We start from the raw sequence: 17,539 nt of genomic DNA, 5'->3' as shown, positions 1-17,539 counted from the left end.
AAATCTGAAAGGAATGGTTAATTTGACTGAAAAGAAAGCGAAAATGACGATTGATAAACAATATAAAGTTGCTGAAGTTGATCCGCGGATTTATGGCTCGTTTGTTGAACACCTTGGCAGAGCTGTCTATGAAGGAATTTATGAGCCCGGTCATCCTGAAGCTGATAAAGTTGGTTTCCGAAAAGATGTTATTAAATTAGTAAAAGAGTTGAAAGTACCGTTTATTCGCTATCCAGGTGGAAACTTTGTATCAGGTTATAACTGGGAAGACGGTGTTGGCCCTGTCGAAAAACGGCCGACAAGACTTGATCTGGCATGGGGAACGACAGAACCAAACTTAATCGGTACAAATGAATTTATGGATTGGGCTAAGTTGGTCGGAGCCGAGGTGAACATGGCCGTTAACCTTGGGACAAGAGGAATTGACGCTGCTCGCAATCTTGTAGAATATTGCAACCATCCTTCAGGATCATACTATAGTGATCTTAGAAAGTCTCACGGATATAAAGAGCCACACAACATTAAAACATGGTGTCTCGGTAATGAGATGGATGGACCTTGGCAGATCGGTCATAAAACAGCGGCTGAATATGGTAGACTAGCTGCTGAAACTGCAAAAGTGATGAAGTGGACAGATCCATCGATTGAACTAGTTGCCTGTGGAAGCTCTGGCAGTGCAATCCCGACATTTATTGACTGGGAAACGACTGTGCTTGATCATACGTATGAACATGTTGAGTATATTTCTCTTCATTCCTATTACGGAAATCAAGAAAATGATCTGCCCAACTATTTGGCGAAATCGCTTGATATGGACCATTTCATCAAAACGGTTGTGGCTGTCTGTGACTATATGAAAGCGAAAAAACGCAGTAAGAAAACGATCCATCTTTCTTATGATGAATGGAATGTCTGGTATCATTCAAACGAGCAAGACAAAGAAATTGAGCGCTGGTCGAAAGCACCACACCTTCTTGAAGACATATACAACTTTGAAGATGCCTTGCTAGTCGGTTGTATGCTCATCACAATGCTAAAGCATGCAGATCGTGTCAAAATTGCTTGCCTGGCTCAGCTTGTCAATGTGATTGCGCCAATTATGACAGACAAAGGTGGTGAGGCTTGGTGTCAGACGATTTTCTATCCATTTATGCATGCTTCTATTTATGGACGGGGAACTGTATTGCAATCAGTGGTTTCATCTCCAAAGTATGACAGTAAAGACTTTACAGATGTACCGTACTTAGAGTCTGTCTCTGTTTTCAATGAAGAAGCCGAAGAGTTAACCGTTTTTGCGGTTAACCGAGCGACTGACAGCAGCTTAGACTTGGAAGCAGATATGAGAAGCTTTGCTGGCTATACTGTGAAAGAACATATCGTTCTTGAACACGATGATGTGAAAGGGACCAACCAAGAAAACAGAAATAATGTAGTTCCCCACAGCTGTGGAGATGCTCAAGTGTGTGATGGTATACTCAAATCTCGTCTGCCGAAGCTTTCCTGGAATGTGATGAGATTGAAGAAATCATAAAACAACAGCATAACATAGAAGTGCACCTTCAATTGCTTATAATTGAAGGTGTTTATTTTTTTGTATATCTTACCTTAAGCCTTAGATCAGCATGGATAGGGGGAATTGCGAGCCTCCTGCGGGGTCTCGCTGATCGCCCGTGGAAAGTGAGCGAATTCCCCGTTTTTCATTCATCCACACTACTTTTAGGACAACTCCAATCAAATGTTCTCTTATACATTTAATCAACAAAAATAATGAACATATAAACTAAATTGAAAAAAGGTGGACATCCCTTTTAGGTAGACTACATGTCCAATGCCGTGAACGAGTTGTTTCATTTATCAGATGTAAAGCTTTTTCCTTTCGGCATTTAATAGCGAGTTCAGGTTTTTAACAAACGGATCAAACAAATGATTGCGCTTACAAAAAATATGGGATATGTTAAAAAGGACACGAGGGGGGAGATATTGGATGAATGCTATTACGATTGTGATCGCGTCTATTTGTCTATTGGCGATCGCCTACCGTTTATACGGAACATTTATGATGGTGAAAGTGTTGAAGGTGAACGATGACAAACCGACTCCGGCTCATCTTCAGGAAGATGGCAAAGATTATGTCCCGACAAACAAATGGGTGTCCTTTGGACATCATTTTGCAGCTATTGCAGCAGCAGGCCCGCTTGTCGGACCGATTTTAGCTGCACAATTCGGCTATTTACCTGGGTTATTGTGGTTGTTGATCGGAGCAGTGATTGGGGGAGCGGTTCATGATCTTGTCGTATTATTTGCTTCAATGCGAAGAAATGGGAAGTCGCTGTCAGAAGTGGCGAAAGAGGAGCTAGGACCTGTTGCCGGGTTCTGCACAGGGCTTGCCATGCTATTCATTATTACGATTACGATGGCAGGCTTATCAATGGTTGTCCTCCACGCGCTCGAACATAACCCATGGGGGACGTTTTCTGTTGCCATCACGATCCCGATTGCCATGGGCGTTGGTTTGTTTTATAAAAAAACAGGCAACTTAAAACTGGCATCAACAGTAGGGTTCATTTTGCTTATGATTGGTGTATTTGTCGGACCGTCTGTTGCCAATACGCCGCTAGGTGAAGTGTTGACACTTGACACAAAGACACTTGCGATCGTACTGCCGATTTATGCATTTTTTGCAGCAGCCCTGCCTGTTTGGCTTCTGCTTGCACCTCGTGATTATTTAAGCAGTTTTATGAAAATCGGTGTGTTCATCGCTTTGATTGCTGGGGTGTTTATCGTCAATCCGGCAATCCCATTTCCAGCCTTTACAGAGTTTACAGGAGGCGGTGGACCTGTCTCACCAGGACCTGTTTGGCCGTTTATTTCGATTACGATTGCTTGTGGGGCAATCTCCGGGTTTCATGCATTTGTTGGCTCAGGTACGACACCGAAAATGTTAAACAAATGGAGTGATATGAAGTTTGTCGCTTTTGGAGCGATGCTTGTCGAGTGTTTAGTGGGCATTATGGCTTTGATTGCGGCGACAGCTTTACAACCAGGTGATTATTTTGCCATTAACAGTTCTCCAGAGATGTTTCGGACACTTGGCATCGATGTTGTGCATTTACCTGAGCTCAGTAAGGAAATTGGTCTAAATTTAGAGGGGCGGACAGGCGGAGCCGTAACACTTGCTGTTGGTATGACTTACATTTTTACTGATGTTCCATTTTTCAGTCATTTATCATCGTATTTTTTCCAGTTTGTGATTATGTTTGAGGCGGTCTTTATTTTAACGGCCATTGATGCCGGAACGAGAGTGGCCCGCTATTTAATTCAGGATTTTTTTGGAGATCTATACAAACCGCTTAAAAGAACGGACTGGCTCCCGGGCTCAGTCATTGCAAGTGCACTTGCCTGTTTCATGTGGGGCTATTTACTATATTCCGGTGACATTAGTTCGATTTGGGCTCTGTTCGGTGTCTCCAATCAACTGATGGCATCTGTCGGTCTCATTATCGGGGCGACTGTTATCCTAAAAATTGCGGATAAACGGCGCTATATGTTAACATGTCTTATCCCGCTTAGCTATTTATATATCACTGTCAATTATGCAGGATACTGGATGATCAGCCACGTTTATTTTAATGCGGAAGCTGCTGGCTACAGTATGATAAACGGTATATTATCGATCATCATGCTTCTTTTGGGATTGATAATTATGGTTAGTGCACTTAAAAGGTGGGTCGAAATGTGGCGTGATCCTACCTTAAGAATGGAACCATCTATTCCTCGTTAATGATGAAACCGGGGGCACAAAAGGCCTCCGGTTTATGGTGTTTTTAATCCTTGCTCTAAGGTTTCGAGCATTTCGATTTTATCCGAATCTGAAGCGTGCTTCCAGATCACTTCAAACAAAACGCCTAAACCCGGTAGCATCTTCTCTTCACCGCTTTGAATCGCATCGACAATTGTAGACTTTAGTTGATCTTGTGTATTTCCTGTGACATTAGAAATAACTGCGTTTCTTAAATTTAAATCCATTTTCACTTTCACTCCATTCCTCACTTGTTTTTACTATTCTGTACGATTGACAGGTTTAATATGTATCAATGATGAGATATAATGAAACTATTGTCAGACAAAGGAGTCAAACGCTTTGAAACGAATTGAATCTGCTAAAAACCAAAAAGTAAAAGATTGGAAAAAACTTCATAGCAAGAAAGAGCGAACCAAAACCAATACTTATATCATTGAAGGGGAACACCTTGTCGAGGAAGCACTGAAAACACCCGGGATTGTCTTGGAAGTGATGGTTACAGAGGAAGCGAATTTCCCAGATGATCTGGATTTATCTGTTTCTTGTTACATACTAAGTGAGGATGCTTTTACAGAAATCACCGAAACAGAGACACCTCAGACTGTTGCAGCTGTTTGTCGACTGTCGGAAACGGAGAGCAATCCTTTCCAATATAAAAAATTGTTGCTTGCCGATCGTGTTCAAGATCCTGGCAATTTAGGAACGATCATTCGGACAGCTGATGCCGCTGGGATCGATGCCATCGTTGTCAGTCCTGGGACGGTCGATCCATACAATGGTAAAACACTGAGATCTGCCCAAGGATCACATTTTCATCTTCCGATCATAAAATTTGAGCTTTCTGAATTAATGGAACAACTAAAACAAAAAAACATCCCTGTATATGGGACTGCGCTGCAAAATGCAATTCCATATCAAGAGGTGAAACCATCACAGTCATTCGCACTTTTAATCGGAAATGAAGGTTCAGGTGTTGATCCAGAAATGCTAACACGAACTGACCGCAATCTTTACGTCCCGATCTATGGAAAAGCTGAGTCTCTCAATGTGGCAGCTGCCACAGCAATATTACTTTATCATCTTCGCGGATAACCATTGCATCAGACGATGGAATTCACTATAATTAAACTTATTATATGTAAAAACAGTGATAGAGGCTGTTTTTGACCGTGATGCCTTTTTAGGGAAAAAGTGCCTAGACTGAAAGCATTTTTAGGGCAGGTTAAAAAACGTTTCACCTCTTGAGTTGTCACTTGGACCACACCAATAGATGTGTAAAGGTGAACCGGATTCAATTGTCCGTTATGTTTATGAAGTGAGGAAGCAAAGTTTTTTGTTTCTTAAAAAGGGTGGTACCACGGGCCACGATTCGTCCCTTTCATTTGGAAAGGGGCTTTTTTATTGCCGAAAATTAGGTTTTTTACATAAAAGGAGGAATTAAAAAATGCAAGAAGAGTTAAAACGGCTTGAAAAAGAAGCAATTGCTAAAGTAGTAGCTGCAGATTCCTTAAAAGCAGTCAATGATGTTAGAGTTGCATATCTTGGGAAAAAAGGTCCGATTACAGAAGTGCTTAGGGGGATGGGAAAGCTTTCAGCAGAAGAAAGACCAAAAATGGGTGCATTGGCAAACGAAGTCAGGGAAACAATTGCCGCTGCTATTGCTGAAAAAAATGCCAAACTTGAAGAGGAAGAAGTCAAAAGAAAGCTACAAGAGCAAACGGTTGATGTGACACTTCCAGGAAGTCCTGTCAAAACGGGCTCTACGCATCCATTGACAGTTGTTGTCGAAGATATTGAAGATCTGTTTATTAGTATGGGTTATTCCGTTGAAGAAGGTCCTCAAGTAGAAACAGATTATTACAATTTTGAGGCGCTCAACCTTCCAAAAGAACATCCGGCACGTGATATGCAGGATAGTTTTTACATTACCGAAGATACGTTGATGAGAACGCAAACTTCACCAGTTCAAACACGTACACTTGAAAAACACCAAGGAAAAGGTCCTGTAAAAATCATTTGTCCGGGAAAAGTGTACCGTCGTGATCATGATGATGCAACACACTCCCACCAGTTTATGCAAATTGAAGGGCTTTGTGTTGATCACCATATCAGTATGAGTGACCTGAAAGGAACACTTGAAACGGTTGCGAAAAAGATGTTCGGTGAAGAACGTGAAATCAGATTACGCCCAAGTTTCTTCCCATTTACAGAACCATCTGTTGAAGTTGATGTCTCCTGTTTCAAATGTGGTGGAAATGGGTGTTCTGTTTGTAAGCAAACCGGTTGGATTGAAATACTTGGCGCGGGAATGGTGCATCCGAATGTGCTTGAAATGGCTGGATTCAATTCTAAAGAATATCAAGGCTTTGCATTTGGAATGGGTGTGGAACGGATCGCGATGTTGAAATATGGTATTGATGATATTCGTCATTTTTATACAAACGATGTTAGATTTTTATCCCAGTTTAAACAGGCTTAAAAGGAGGACGCACAATGTTTGTTTCTTATAAATGGTTGGAAGAATACGTAGATTTAAACGGAATGAATCCTGAAATACTTGCTGAAAAAATGACGAGAAGCGGAATCGAAGTTGAAGGAATTGAATATAAAGGAGAAGGGATAAAAGGTGTTGTAATCGGGCATGTTCTTGAACGTGAACAGCATCCAAATGCTGATAAATTAAACAAGTGTCTTGTCGATATTGGTGTTGATGAGCCTGTGCAAATCATCTGTGGGGCTCCAAATGTTGAGAAAGGCCAAAAGGTAGCCGTTGCCACTGTCGGTGCAGTGTTGCCGGGAAATTTTAAAATTAAAAAAGCGAAGCTTCGGGGTGAAGCCTCACATGGGATGATCTGTTCTTTACAAGAGCTTGGTATCCAAGGGAAACTTGTACCAAAAGAATATGCGGAAGGGATTTTCGTATTCCCAAGTGAGACTGAAACAGGCACTAATGCACTTGAAAACTTGGCTCTTGATGATGCGGTACTGGAACTAGGGCTTACACCAAACCGTGCTGATGCGATGAATATGCTTGGTGTTGCTTATGAAGTAGCGGCAATCCTTGGTCGTAAAGTCAAGTTTCCAGAAACTTCTTATCAAGCAGGAAGTGAAAAAGCGGTAGATTACATCTCGGTCAAGATCGATGACAAGGGAGCTAATCCTTTATATGCAGCAAAAATGATCAAGGATGTCAAAATTGGTCCATCCCCACTATGGATGCAAACAAAGCTGATCAACGCTGGAATTAGACCGCACAATAATGTTGTTGACATTACCAACTTTGTTCTTCTCGAATACGGTCAACCACTCCATGCTTTTGATTATCATCGCTTCGGTTCAAAAGAAGTTGTTGTCCGAAAGGCTTTCAAAAATGAAACGATTGTCACACTTGATGAACAGGAAAGAACGTTAACACCTGAGCACCTTGTCATTACAAATGGTTCAATTCCGCAGGCTGTCGCTGGTGTGATGGGTGGAGCAGAATCTGAAGTTCGCGAAGATACAACAATGATTTTGCTTGAAGCGGCATACTTTAATGGTCAGACAGTCCGTAAGGCTTCCAAAGATTTTGGTCTTCGCAGTGAATCAAGTATCAGGTTTGAAAAAGGAATTGATCCAGCGCGTGTGCTACTTGCTGCAGAACGTGCAGCAGATTTGATTAGTCAATACGCGGGCGGTGTCGTTTTAGAAGGGACAGTTGTAGAAGATCACCTGGATATCAAAGAAAATATCATCAGTCTGTCTACTGAAAAAGTAACAAAGGTTCTTGGCATGTCGATCAGTCAAGAGGAAATGGTTCATATTTTTGAGAAGTTGGGTTTTTCTGTCAAAACATCAGAAGCTGATGTGATCGTCACTGTTCCGTCGAGAAGAGGCGATATTGCAATTGAAGAAGATTTAATTGAAGAGGTTGCTAGACTATATGGGTATGATAATATACCGTCTACACTTCCTGAGTTAACAGGGTTTTCTGGTGGACTGACCTCTTATCAAGCAAAACGGCGAAAAGTTAGACGTTTCTTAGAGGGAGCGGGTCTTTCTCAAGCGATCACATACTCATTAACAAATGACAAAAAAGCAACTGCCTTTTCTCTTGAAAAGTCATTTAAAACGTTCCTTTCACTGCCAATGAGTGAAGAAAGAAGTGTCTTAAGACAAAGTCTGCTCCCGAATTTGCTTGATTCAGTTGCTTACAACTTGGCAAGACAAAGCGATTCAGTAGCTTTTTACGAAATCGGTTCTGTTTTCTTTAAAGTTGAAGAACAGACAAAACCGGTTGAAAAAGAACATGTTGCTGGAGCTGTCACTGGACTATGGCATAAAAACCTTTGGCAAGGTGAGAAGAAGTTGGTTGACTTCTTTGTGATGAAAGGACTTGTCGAAGGTCTGTTAGAAAAGCTTGGTATTCATGAAGGAATCGAGTTTGTTCAATCTGAAAGAAAAGAGCTCCACCCAGGACGGACAGCTAATATATTGTACAACGGGGCTTTAGTCGGCTTCATCGGCCAGCTTCATCCATTCCTTGAAAAAGAACTGGATCTCCCTGAGACATATGTATTTGAGCTTGATCTGCATGAATTGTTTGCACTGGATGTAGCGGATATCACATATACGGCTATACCGAGGTATCCTTCTGTTACACGCGATATTGCACTAGTCGTCAGCAAAGAGATCACAAGTGGTCAACTTGAGGATGTCATTAAAAAAGCTGGTGGCAAATTATTGAATGAAGTGCATGTTTTTGATGTTTATGAAGGCGAACATATGGAAGAAAGCAAAAAATCGGTCGCTTTTAGCCTGCAATACTTAAATCCGGAACAAACGTTGACAGAGGAAGAAGTCACAGACATTCACAATCAAGTGCTGAAAGCGCTCGAGGATGCGTATCAAGCGGTGTTGAGAGGATAAAAGAAAGCGATGTGAAGCCAGTTCTCGATCAAATCGGGGCTGGCTATTTTTTTAGGACTGGCTCGTCCGATTTAATGTTAATATTTCACTCGATTATTCGTCATATAAACGGCTGAAAAGGGCTGCACCAATATTGAAATGCAACCCACTGGAGCTAAGCCAGCAAGGCTCTTACAGACATAACCTTAAAACGCGGTAAAATGTAGACCTTGAGGCTCGGGTCAAGTAAAGTCCATACTCCAATTGGAGGCTTCCAAAGTAAAGAATCCCCCGCGTAACAGAAGTTCTCAGCTTTATACCATCCGCTTAGCCTTCTCCGTATTCGCAAAATGCAGTTTTGTAAACTGACGAAGCGCAGTCACACCTTTTTTTCTAATCAGCTTTGCCGCTGCTTGATCTACTAATGCTCCCGCCCCTTTAGGTAGCGTGAGCCCCGCTACTTTCGAAAGCTTGTCCATCTCCATTAAAAATGAATAGCGGGCGATAATCGATGCAGCAGCGACAGAGAGGTGGATGCCTTCTGCTTTTGTACTAAAATATGTCTGCTCTTTGATGGCAGTTTTGCCTGCGAGGTGTTTAAAATAAACGGTCGGTTCAGCAAATTGGTCAATTAAAATCGCCTCTGGGCGTGTTCCATCCAGTTTTTTAAGGAGGTTTGTAATCGCTTGGTTGTGCAGGAGGGCTTTCATTTTTCCTTGACTCATTCCTTTTTCTTGCATTTCATTATACTTTTCATTCCTCAAGACTAAGAGGCTGTATGGGACTGTTTTAATTAAGTCACGTGCGATTTGGATGATTTGCGGGTCTTTCAAATGTTTCGAATCCTTGACACCAAGTTCTTGTAAAAGCGGAAGTTTTGTTTTTTCGGCATATACACAGGCAACAGTCATTGGGCCGAAATAGTCACCTGTTCCAACCTCATCAGAGCCGATGACAGACATTGAGCTAATACCTTTAGGCGGTTGATAGATGGAAGATACACTTTTTTTGGAGACTGTTTTTTTATCCATTGGTCTCTCGGCAGATTCATTCCAGCGCTCTGCCTCCTTCTCAGCATTTTTTCCTTGGAACAAAACTTTTCCAGATCGATATGCTGTAATGGTGCAACTTTGAGGTTTTGCTTGAAAAACGGCTCCTTGGATAGAAAGGGAAGTGATATCAGCTTGATAATATGTTTTCATTTTTTCTATAACTGATTGGCTTACTTTTAAAACTGAATGTGACATGAACTTCATCTCCTTTTTAAAACGAACGAATAGATCGTACAATATATTAACAGATGTATCATCACAGCAGGGCTGATCGTTTCATTCAATCTCTAAACATGTTATGATAGAAACTAGGATTCTCGCAAGCAGAATGGAGGAGAAACGTTGTCTGATGGTCGCAAAATAAAAACAACAGTTGACATATACGGTCAGCAATTCACAATTGTCGGCGAAGAAACGAAAAGCCATATGAGGCACGTTGCTTCAATTGTGGATGATAAAATGAGAGAAATCAATGAAAAAAATCCGTATCTTGATATAAATAAACTTGCTGTATTAACCGCTGTGAATGTAGTACATGATTATTTGAAATTGAAAGAAGAACTTGAAAGATTAAAAGGACAACTAAAAGAAAAGGATTGAACATCACGATGTTAGATATCATCATTATCATATTACTTTTATCGGGCCTGTTGATCGGTCTTAAAAGAGGCTTTATTCGCCAATGTATCCGCCTAGTGACATTCATTGTTGCAATCGCTGTAGCAGGAGTCTATTATCGTGATCTTGCCCCAAAACTTGGCTGGATTCCAGCACCGGACTTTTCAGGTGGTCAGGCAGCGTTTTCATTTTTCAATGGCAGTCTTAAAGACGCTTATTACAACATGATTGCCTTTCTCATTCTTTTTATCCTGACAATCATTCTTTTGCGAATTGCTGCATCATTTTTAGATGCTGTTGCACGGATCCCTGTTATTAAGCAGGTCAATCAGATACTTGGAGCTCTGCTTGGCTTTGTAGAAATTTATTTATTTGTTTTTATCATTTTATTTGTCGGTGCGCTCTTGCCAATTGATGAGTTGCACAGTATGATGGCGAGCTCGATGCTGGCTGATTTGGTTGTTCATAAAACACCATTTTTGTCAGACTTGCTAGAACAAATGATGCATCAGTATGGATCTTTGTAAAACTTCTCTGTTTTTCGGGGGAGTTTTTTTAAAGCCAATCTGCTGGTTTGTTGTCGGAATATCTAAAAATTTGTATGATTAGAACTAGGACACGGGATACGAAGAGGTGAAAAACATGCATAAAAAAGATGTTATTCGATTGCTTGAAACGATTGCAATGTATATGGAACTAAAAGGAGACAACCCTTTCAAAATATCAGCTTTCAGAAAAGCAGCTGCAGCACTTGAACAAGATGACCGCAGCCTTTCTGAAATCGATGATATGATGTCTCTTTCTGGCATTGGAAAAGGTACATATGCCGTCATCAAGGAATACATGGATCAAGGTGTATCTGGAACACTCGAACGTTTAAAAAAGGAAGTTCCAGAGGGACTGATTCCACTGTTGAAATTGCCAGGGCTTGGCGGTAAAAAAATTGCTAAACTATATCAAGAGTTGGGCGTCAGTGATATGTCTTCATTAAAGGAAGCTTGTGAAGAGCACAAAGTTCAAGGACTGGCTGGGTTCGGAAAAAAAACGGAAGAAAAGATTCTTCAAGCTTTAGGTGAAGCAGGGAAACGACCAGAACGATACCCGATTGGAATGGCTTTAGCAGTTGCAGAAGAAATTGAGGAACAGCTCAAAGGGCTGCCAGGTCTGATGAAATTTTCGCGAGCCGGAAGCCTGCGACGAGCTAAAGAAACGGTGAAAGATCTTGACTATATGATTGCAGTCACTGATCACAGCCTTGTTCGCGAAGGTCTATTAAAACTTTCAAATGTGAAAGAAGTCATTGCAGCAGGAGATACGAAAGTGTCGCTTTTATTTCAATTTGAATCAGAAATCAGCGCTGACTTCCGCTTGGTGACTGAAGACCAGTTTCCGACAGCACTCCACCACTTTACGGGTTCTAAAGATCACAATATTAAAATGCGCCAACTTGCTAAAGAAAAAGGCGAAAGAATTAGTGAATATGGGGTCGAAAACATTGAAACAGGAGACATTCAAACGTTTTCTAGCGAAAAAGAATTTTTTGCACACTTTGGACTACCCTTTATCCCTCCTGAACTGAGAGAGTCCGGGAAAGAAGTCGAAATATATCAAGATCATCTAGGTCTGGTTTCGATAGAAGATATAAAAGGTGATCTCCATATGCACTCAGCGTGGAGTGATGGTGCTTACTCAATTAAGGAAATGGCTGAGGCCTGTATAGCCAAAGGCTATCAATATATGGCCATTACCGATCATTCGCAATATTTAAAAGTTGCCAATGGTTTAACACCCGAAAGACTGCGAAAGCAAGCGAAGGAAATTGACAAATTAAACAAAGAATTTACTAATTTCCATATTTTTAAGGGTGTTGAGATGGATATTCTACCTGATGGGACGCTCGATTATGATGATGAACTGCTAGCAGAAATGGATCTTGTTATCGCTTCGATTCATTCAAACTTTTCTCAGCCACAGCATGTTATCATGAAACGACTGGAACAAGCACTAATGAATCAGCATGTCGATATCATTGCACACCCAACAGGTCGCCTCATTGGAAGACGAGCGGGCTATGAAGTCGATATCGACCAACTGATTGAGCTCGCCAAAAAAACAAATACAGCATTAGAATTAAATGCTAACCCTGCGCGGCTCGATCTTAGAATGGAGCATCTGCTCAAAGCGAATGCTGCCGGGGTGACGCTCGTCATTAATACAGATGCCCATAGCAAGGACATGCTATATGACATGAAAACAGGTGTTATGGCAGCGAGAAAAGGATGGACTCAAAAAGCGAACGTATTGAATACTCGTTCTTTGGAAGAAGTCTATACGTTTTTGTCGCGCCATCGTTCTTAAGGAGGTTTAATTGATTTTGCAACAAAAAGCGCTATCAGCACTTGAATTTCATAAAGTAAAAGAACAGCTTGCGGAATATACAGCTTCATCTTTAGGCAAAGAAATCATTTTTGATCTTATACCGTCATGTTCATTGGATGAGGTGAAAAAGCTACAAGAAGAAGTCGATGAGGCTGCTACCGTTATCCGGTTAAAAGGAAATGCCCCATTCGGCGGTTTGACTGATATTAGAAAAGCGATAAAAAGAGTAGAGATTGGCAGTGTTTTAAGTCCGGGCGAGTTTACAGAAATATCGGGTCTTTTATATGCGACAAAACAAATGAAGCATTTTCTAGAAAGTCTGTTTGCGGATGGACTTGAGATTCCTTTTCTTCACCAGTATGCGGAAAAACTGATCCCACTGTCAGAGTTAGAAAAAGCGATTCAATCATGTATCGATGACTATGGGGAAGTACTTGACAGCGCCTCAGAAAAATTAAGAGGAATCAGAACACAGTTACGGACGCTTGAATCAAGGATTAGAGATAGACTTGAGGCGATGTTGCGATCATCTTCAGCACAAAAGATGCTTTCAGATACGATCGTCACGATCCGCAATGACCGTTTCGTAATTCCGGTTAAACAGGAATATAGGTCAAGCTATGGAGGAATCGTTCATGATCAGTCCTCTTCAGGTGCAACATTGTTTATTGAGCCTCAAGCGATCGTTGATATGAACAATTCGCTTCGTCAAGCAAAAGTAAATGAAACACAAGAAATCGAACGGATACTACGGATGCTGACTGAAAAAACAGCTGAACACACAGCTGAGCTTTTTCATGATGTACACATTTTGCAAATTCTAGACTATATTTTTGCAAAAGCAAAATATGCAAAGGCGACAAAAGCAGTCAAACCAAGTGTAAATGACCGCGGCTATGTCAGATTGATTCAAGCACGTCATCCACTATTGCCAATCAAAGAGGTTGTTCCAAATGATATAGTGCTTGGGGGAGATTACACAACAATTGTGATCACTGGACCAAATACAGGTGGGAAAACGGTTACCCTGAAAACGCTCGGTTTATTAACATTGATGGCACAATCCGGACTTCATATTCCGGCAGAAGAGGGGTCAGAAATTGCCGTGTTTGATCAAGTCTTTGCCGATATCGGTGATGAACAATCGATTGAACAAAGCTTAAGTACGTTTTCTTCGCATATGGTCAATATTGTTGATATTTTGAAAGATATGACAGAAAATAGCTTGATACTATTTGATGAACTTGGAGCAGGAACAGATCCTCAGGAAGGGGCCGCACTTGCGATCAGTATTCTTGACGAAGTGTACCAAACAGGAGCGCGTGTCATCGCTACAACTCATTATCCGGAACTAAAAGCATACGGCTATAATCGCGAAAATGTAATCAATGCAAGTGTTGAATTTAATATCGAAACCCTATCTCCAACTTATAGGTTGTTAATCGGCGTACCCGGTCGAAGCAATGCATTTGAAATTTCAAAACGGCTAGGCCTTCCTGAGCATGTGATCGGTCGTGCGCAGTCAGAAATGACGACTGAACACAATGAAGTCGACACGATGATCGCATCATTGGAAGACAGTAAAAAACGAGCGGAAGTAGAACTGACTGAAACGGAAGCGATCCGTACTGAGGCTGAAAAGCTTCATCGCGATCTACAAAAGCAAATCAACGAATGGCAGGAGAAAAAAGACCGGCTGTATGAGCAAGCTGAACAAAAGGCAGCTGAAAAAGTCAAGGAAGCGATGAAAGAAGCTGATGACATTATCCGCTCCCTGCGAATGATAAAAGCAGAGCAAAAAACTTTTAAAGACCATGAATTGATTGAGGCAAAAAAACGTTTGGAAAGTGCGGTACCTTCATTTGAGAAGGCAAAGAAACCGGTTCAGAAAAAAAGCAACAAGCGAGAATTAAAACAGGGTGATGAAGTCACAGTTTTGAGCTTTGGCCAAAAAGGAACATTGCTTGAAAAAACAGGTGCAAATGAATGGAATGTCCAAATCGGGATTTTGAAAATGAAAGTAAAAGAAAAAGATCTTGAATTTATGAAATCAGCACCTGAGCAAGAGAAACAAAGATCGATTGCTGCGGTTAAAGGAAAAGATTATCATGTATCACTTGAACTTGATCTTAGAGGAGAGCGCTATGAAAGTGCGCTTCATCGTGTTGAAAAATATTTGGATGATGCGATTCTCGCCGGCTATCCAAGGGTATCAATCATTCACGGAAAAGGAACCGGTGCACTTAGAAAAGGTGTTCAAGATCTCTTGAAATCCCACAGAAATGTAAAAAACACCCGATTCGGTGAAGCGGGAGAAGGAGGATCAGGAGTTACGATTGTCGAATTAAAATAAAAGGGAGTTAAAATCGGTATGAAAGAATTTTGGGAAAACGATCTGGTTGAAATTGCTGCCTATTACAGTGTATCCATTCTCTGCCTCGTTATATTTTTGACGATTTTTGAGCTTGTGACTTCATATAAAAATTGGGAAGAGATTCAAAAAGGAAACTTTGCGGTGGCATTAGCAACAGGGGGAAAAATTTTAGGGATCGCAAACATATTACAAAAATCGATCAGTCAGCACAATTCCTTGCTGCAAATGATTGGCTGGGGAATATTTGGCTTCACTTTGCTGTTGATTGGCTATTTTATCTTTGAATTCTTGACACCGCGATTCAAAATTGACAAGGAGATTGAAAATGACAACCGTGCTGTCGGCTTCATTTCTTTTGTCATCTCTGTCGGCTTGTCATTTGTCGTGGCCGCAGGTATTTAAGGGGAGTATAGATGGAGAAATTAGCGAAAGTCTTATTGTGCATCGCAGGGATATTTGTTCTGATTGGTATGATTTATATGCTGTTTTATGCCTGAAAAAAAGGCGCCTGAAGTTTAAGTTTTCAGGCGCCTTTTTTAAAAAATCATTACTTTCTGAATATGATTTGATATACTTGAATTAACAGTCATTTGATAAGGAGGAGTTTTATGTCAGTTGAAAAACCATGGTTGCTTCATTATCCTGAACAAATTCCTCATGAACTACAGTTTGAAGATCAAACACTCCATTCCGTCCTACAACAATCCGCACAACAATTTTCTGAAAAAACAGCCATTCATTTTCTTGGAAAAAAAAGAACCTATCAACAAGTTTACGAGGAAGCTTTAAAAATCGCAGACTATCTCTTGTCTCTTGGCCTTAAGAAAGGAGATAGGGTGTCCATTATGTTACCGAACTGTCCTCAGGCTGTCATTGCATATTATGGCGTGCTTTTCGCTGGAGGCATCGTTGTTCAAACAAATCCTCTTTATAAGGAAAGAGAGCTTGAACATTTGTTAAAAGACAGCGGAGCGGATATTTTAATTACGCTTGATAACCTCTACCCAGTTGCATCAAAAATGAAAGCGTTGACAAATTTAAAGCATACCATCGTCACCAGTATAAAAGACTATCTCCCATTTCCAAAAAATATGTTTTATCCGTTTGTTCAAAAAAAACAGGAGCAATTTTCAATTGAAATCACTGAAAATGAGTCGACACACTTTTTTCGAACAATAATGAAACGTCCTATTCCAAATGGTCCTCCACATATTGAGGTTGACCCTTTTCATGATATTGCAGTTTTGCAGTATACTGGGGGGACAACGGGAACTCCGAAAGCTGTTATGCTTTCACACTGTAACATTTTAGCCAATATTAAACAATGTGTCACATGGTCATACAAATTGAAGAAAGGAAAAGAAAAAGTGCTCGGTCTAATTCCATTTTTTCATGTCTATGGGATGATGGCAATTATCAATTTGACGATTAGCCAAGGTTACGAAATGATTCTCCTGCCTAGATTTGATACGCAAACAGTATTAAAGACGATTGATAAAGAAAAACCAACCATTTTTCCCGGTGTCCCTACCATCTATATCGCTTTATTGAATCATCCCGATATCAAGCAGTACGATCTATCATCTATTAAAAGCTGTTTGTGCGGTTCTGCCCCGCTTCCAGTTGAAGTGAAACAACAGTTTGAAAAGGTTACAGGAGGAAAGCTTGTTGAAGGATTTGGATTATCTGAGGCTTCACCAGTCACCCATTCCAACTTGATTTGGGGTTTGAACAAGCCGGGAAGTATTGGCTGTCCATGGCCTGGTACAGAAGCGGCGATCTATTCTGAAGAAACCGGTGGTTTTCTCGAACCATATGAACGTGGAGAAATTGTTGTGAAAGGTCCTCAAGTGATGAAAGGTTATTGGAATAATCCTGAGGAGACGGCTGCTGTACTTAGGGATGGCTGGCTGTTTACCGGTGATATCGGTTACATGGATAAAGATGGTTTTTTCTATATTGTCGATCGAAAGAAAGACATGATCATTGCAGGGGGATATAATATTTATCCGCGTGAAATTGAAGAAATATTATATGAGCATGAAGCTATTCAGGAGGCTGTTGTGATTGGAGTACCTGATGAATACAGGGGAGAAACTGTGAAAGCGTTTGTTGTTTTAAAAGATCATGTTACAATAACTGAGAAGGAATTAGATGAATATGCTGGATCACGTTTAGCGCCTTACAAAGTCCCGAAAATATATGAATTTAGAGATGAACTACCAAAAACAGCAGTCGGTAAGATATTAAGAAGAGCGCTAGTAGATGAAGAAAAGGCTAAGGTATAAAGTGAAGCCTGCTGCATACAAAACGGCAGGCTTTTAAAAGATGAATGAAGGGAAATATTCTTTTCATCCTTGACAAAATCGGTAATTTTATTTACGATTGAGTCATGAATGAGTGTTCATTCATTAGATAGAAAGGAAC

13 protein-coding genes are annotated in these 17,539 nt (G+C 40.8%); 11 read left to right on the top strand and 2 right to left on the bottom strand.

The features are described 5' to 3' along the window. Positions 1 to 22: 22 nt before the first annotated feature. The gene (gene arfA / locus PDT38_RS14475; protein ID WP_270802597.1) at positions 23 to 1,531 is read left to right on the top strand and encodes an arabinosylfuranosidase ArfA; all 1,509 of its coding nucleotides are present in this window, start codon (positions 23 to 25) and stop codon (positions 1,529 to 1,531) included. A 453-nt stretch (positions 1,532 to 1,984) separates the two neighbouring features. Then, entirely contained in the window at positions 1,985 to 3,781 is a 1,797-nt protein-coding gene (cstA, locus tag PDT38_RS14470; protein WP_270802596.1) for a carbon starvation protein CstA, read from the top strand. A gap of 32 nt (positions 3,782 to 3,813) precedes the next feature. Here the strand turns inward: cstA and sspI are convergent, their stop codons facing one another. Then, a complete protein-coding gene (gene sspI / locus PDT38_RS14465) occupies positions 3,814 to 4,026 on the bottom strand; it encodes a small acid-soluble spore protein SspI (protein WP_270802863.1) in 213 nt (70 codons plus the stop codon). 115 nt (positions 4,027 to 4,141) lie between these two features. On the opposite strand from sspI, the gene PDT38_RS14460 reads away from it, so the two are divergent. The 3 genes from PDT38_RS14460 to pheT all read left to right on the top strand — a co-directional run bounded on the left by PDT38_RS14460 (position 4,142) and on the right by pheT (position 8,710). Further along, positions 4,142 to 4,894 (top strand): TrmH family RNA methyltransferase, encoded by a 753-nt coding sequence (locus PDT38_RS14460; RefSeq protein WP_270802595.1) that lies wholly within the window; start codon positions 4,142 to 4,144, stop codon positions 4,892 to 4,894. A gap of 352 nt (positions 4,895 to 5,246) precedes the next feature. Further along, positions 5,247 to 6,281: a phenylalanine--tRNA ligase subunit alpha gene (gene pheS / locus PDT38_RS14455; protein ID WP_270802594.1), complete on the top strand. Its 1,035-nt coding sequence runs from the start codon at positions 5,247 to 5,249 to the stop codon at positions 6,279 to 6,281. Between the two features lie 14 nt (positions 6,282 to 6,295). Beyond that, a complete protein-coding gene (gene pheT / locus PDT38_RS14450) occupies positions 6,296 to 8,710 on the top strand; it encodes a phenylalanine--tRNA ligase subunit beta (protein WP_270802593.1) in 2,415 nt (804 codons plus the stop codon). A 293-nt stretch (positions 8,711 to 9,003) separates the two neighbouring features. Here pheT and rnhC read toward each other — a convergent pair whose 3' ends face one another. Further along, positions 9,004 to 9,936 carry a ribonuclease HIII gene (rnhC, locus tag PDT38_RS14445; RefSeq protein ID WP_270802592.1) on the bottom strand — a complete coding sequence of 311 codons (933 nt, stop codon included), beginning with the start codon at positions 9,934 to 9,936 and terminating at the stop codon, positions 9,004 to 9,006. A gap of 147 nt (positions 9,937 to 10,083) precedes the next feature. Here rnhC and zapA point away from each other — a divergent pair, with 147 nt between their 5' ends. The 6 genes from zapA to PDT38_RS14415 all read left to right on the top strand — a co-directional run bounded on the left by zapA (position 10,084) and on the right by PDT38_RS14415 (position 17,400). After that, positions 10,084 to 10,341 (top strand): cell division protein ZapA, encoded by a 258-nt coding sequence (gene zapA / locus PDT38_RS14440; protein ID WP_270802591.1) that lies wholly within the window; start codon positions 10,084 to 10,086, stop codon positions 10,339 to 10,341. Positions 10,342 to 10,349: 8 nt separating this feature from the next. After that, complete coding sequence (locus PDT38_RS14435; RefSeq protein WP_270802590.1) at positions 10,350 to 10,886, top strand: CvpA family protein; 537 nt, start codon at positions 10,350 to 10,352, stop codon at positions 10,884 to 10,886. A gap of 115 nt (positions 10,887 to 11,001) precedes the next feature. After that, a complete protein-coding gene (polX, locus tag PDT38_RS14430; protein ID WP_270802589.1) occupies positions 11,002 to 12,717 on the top strand; it encodes a DNA polymerase/3'-5' exonuclease PolX in 1,716 nt (571 codons plus the stop codon). Between the two features lie 16 nt (positions 12,718 to 12,733). Further along, on the top strand, positions 12,734 to 15,091 hold the full coding sequence (locus PDT38_RS14425; protein ID WP_270802861.1) for an endonuclease MutS2: 2,358 nt from the start codon (positions 12,734 to 12,736) through the stop codon (positions 15,089 to 15,091). 18 nt (positions 15,092 to 15,109) lie between these two features. Continuing rightward, a complete protein-coding gene (locus tag PDT38_RS14420; RefSeq protein WP_172296911.1) occupies positions 15,110 to 15,514 on the top strand; it encodes a DUF350 domain-containing protein in 405 nt (134 codons plus the stop codon). Between the two features lie 206 nt (positions 15,515 to 15,720). After that, positions 15,721 to 17,400, top strand: a complete 1,680-nt coding sequence (locus PDT38_RS14415; protein WP_270802588.1) for an AMP-binding protein — start codon at positions 15,721 to 15,723, stop codon at positions 17,398 to 17,400. Positions 17,401 to 17,539 lie beyond the last annotated feature (139 nt).

Origin of the sequence: Bacillus changyiensis (assembly GCF_027706145.1) — a bacterium.
Classification (GTDB): Bacteria; Bacillota; Bacilli; order Bacillales; family Bacillaceae; genus Bacillus; species Bacillus changyiensis.
Note: the sequence above shows the minus strand (reverse complement) of the source record. Positions and strands in the feature narration are given on the sequence as shown.

Bases quoted from the DNA above. Each gene is read 5' to 3' on its own strand.
- pheT (WP_270802593.1), top strand. From the start codon at position 6,296: ATGTTTGTTTCTTATAAATGGTTGGAAGAATACGTAGATTTAAACGGA.
- PDT38_RS14420 (WP_172296911.1), top strand. From the start codon at position 15,110: ATGAAAGAATTTTGGGAAAACGATCTGGTTGAAATTGCTGCCTATTAC.
- sspI (WP_270802863.1), bottom strand. From the start codon at position 4,026: ATGGATTTAAATTTAAGAAACGCAGTTATTTCTAATGTCACAGGAAAT.
- cstA (WP_270802596.1), top strand. From the start codon at position 1,985: ATGAATGCTATTACGATTGTGATCGCGTCTATTTGTCTATTGGCGATC.
- polX (WP_270802589.1), top strand. From the start codon at position 11,002: ATGCATAAAAAAGATGTTATTCGATTGCTTGAAACGATTGCAATGTAT.
- rnhC (WP_270802592.1), bottom strand. From the start codon at position 9,936: ATGTCACATTCAGTTTTAAAAGTAAGCCAATCAGTTATAGAAAAAATG.
- PDT38_RS14415 (WP_270802588.1), top strand. From the start codon at position 15,721: ATGTCAGTTGAAAAACCATGGTTGCTTCATTATCCTGAACAAATTCCT.
- PDT38_RS14435 (WP_270802590.1), top strand. From the start codon at position 10,350: ATGTTAGATATCATCATTATCATATTACTTTTATCGGGCCTGTTGATC.
- pheS (WP_270802594.1), top strand. From the start codon at position 5,247: ATGCAAGAAGAGTTAAAACGGCTTGAAAAAGAAGCAATTGCTAAAGTA.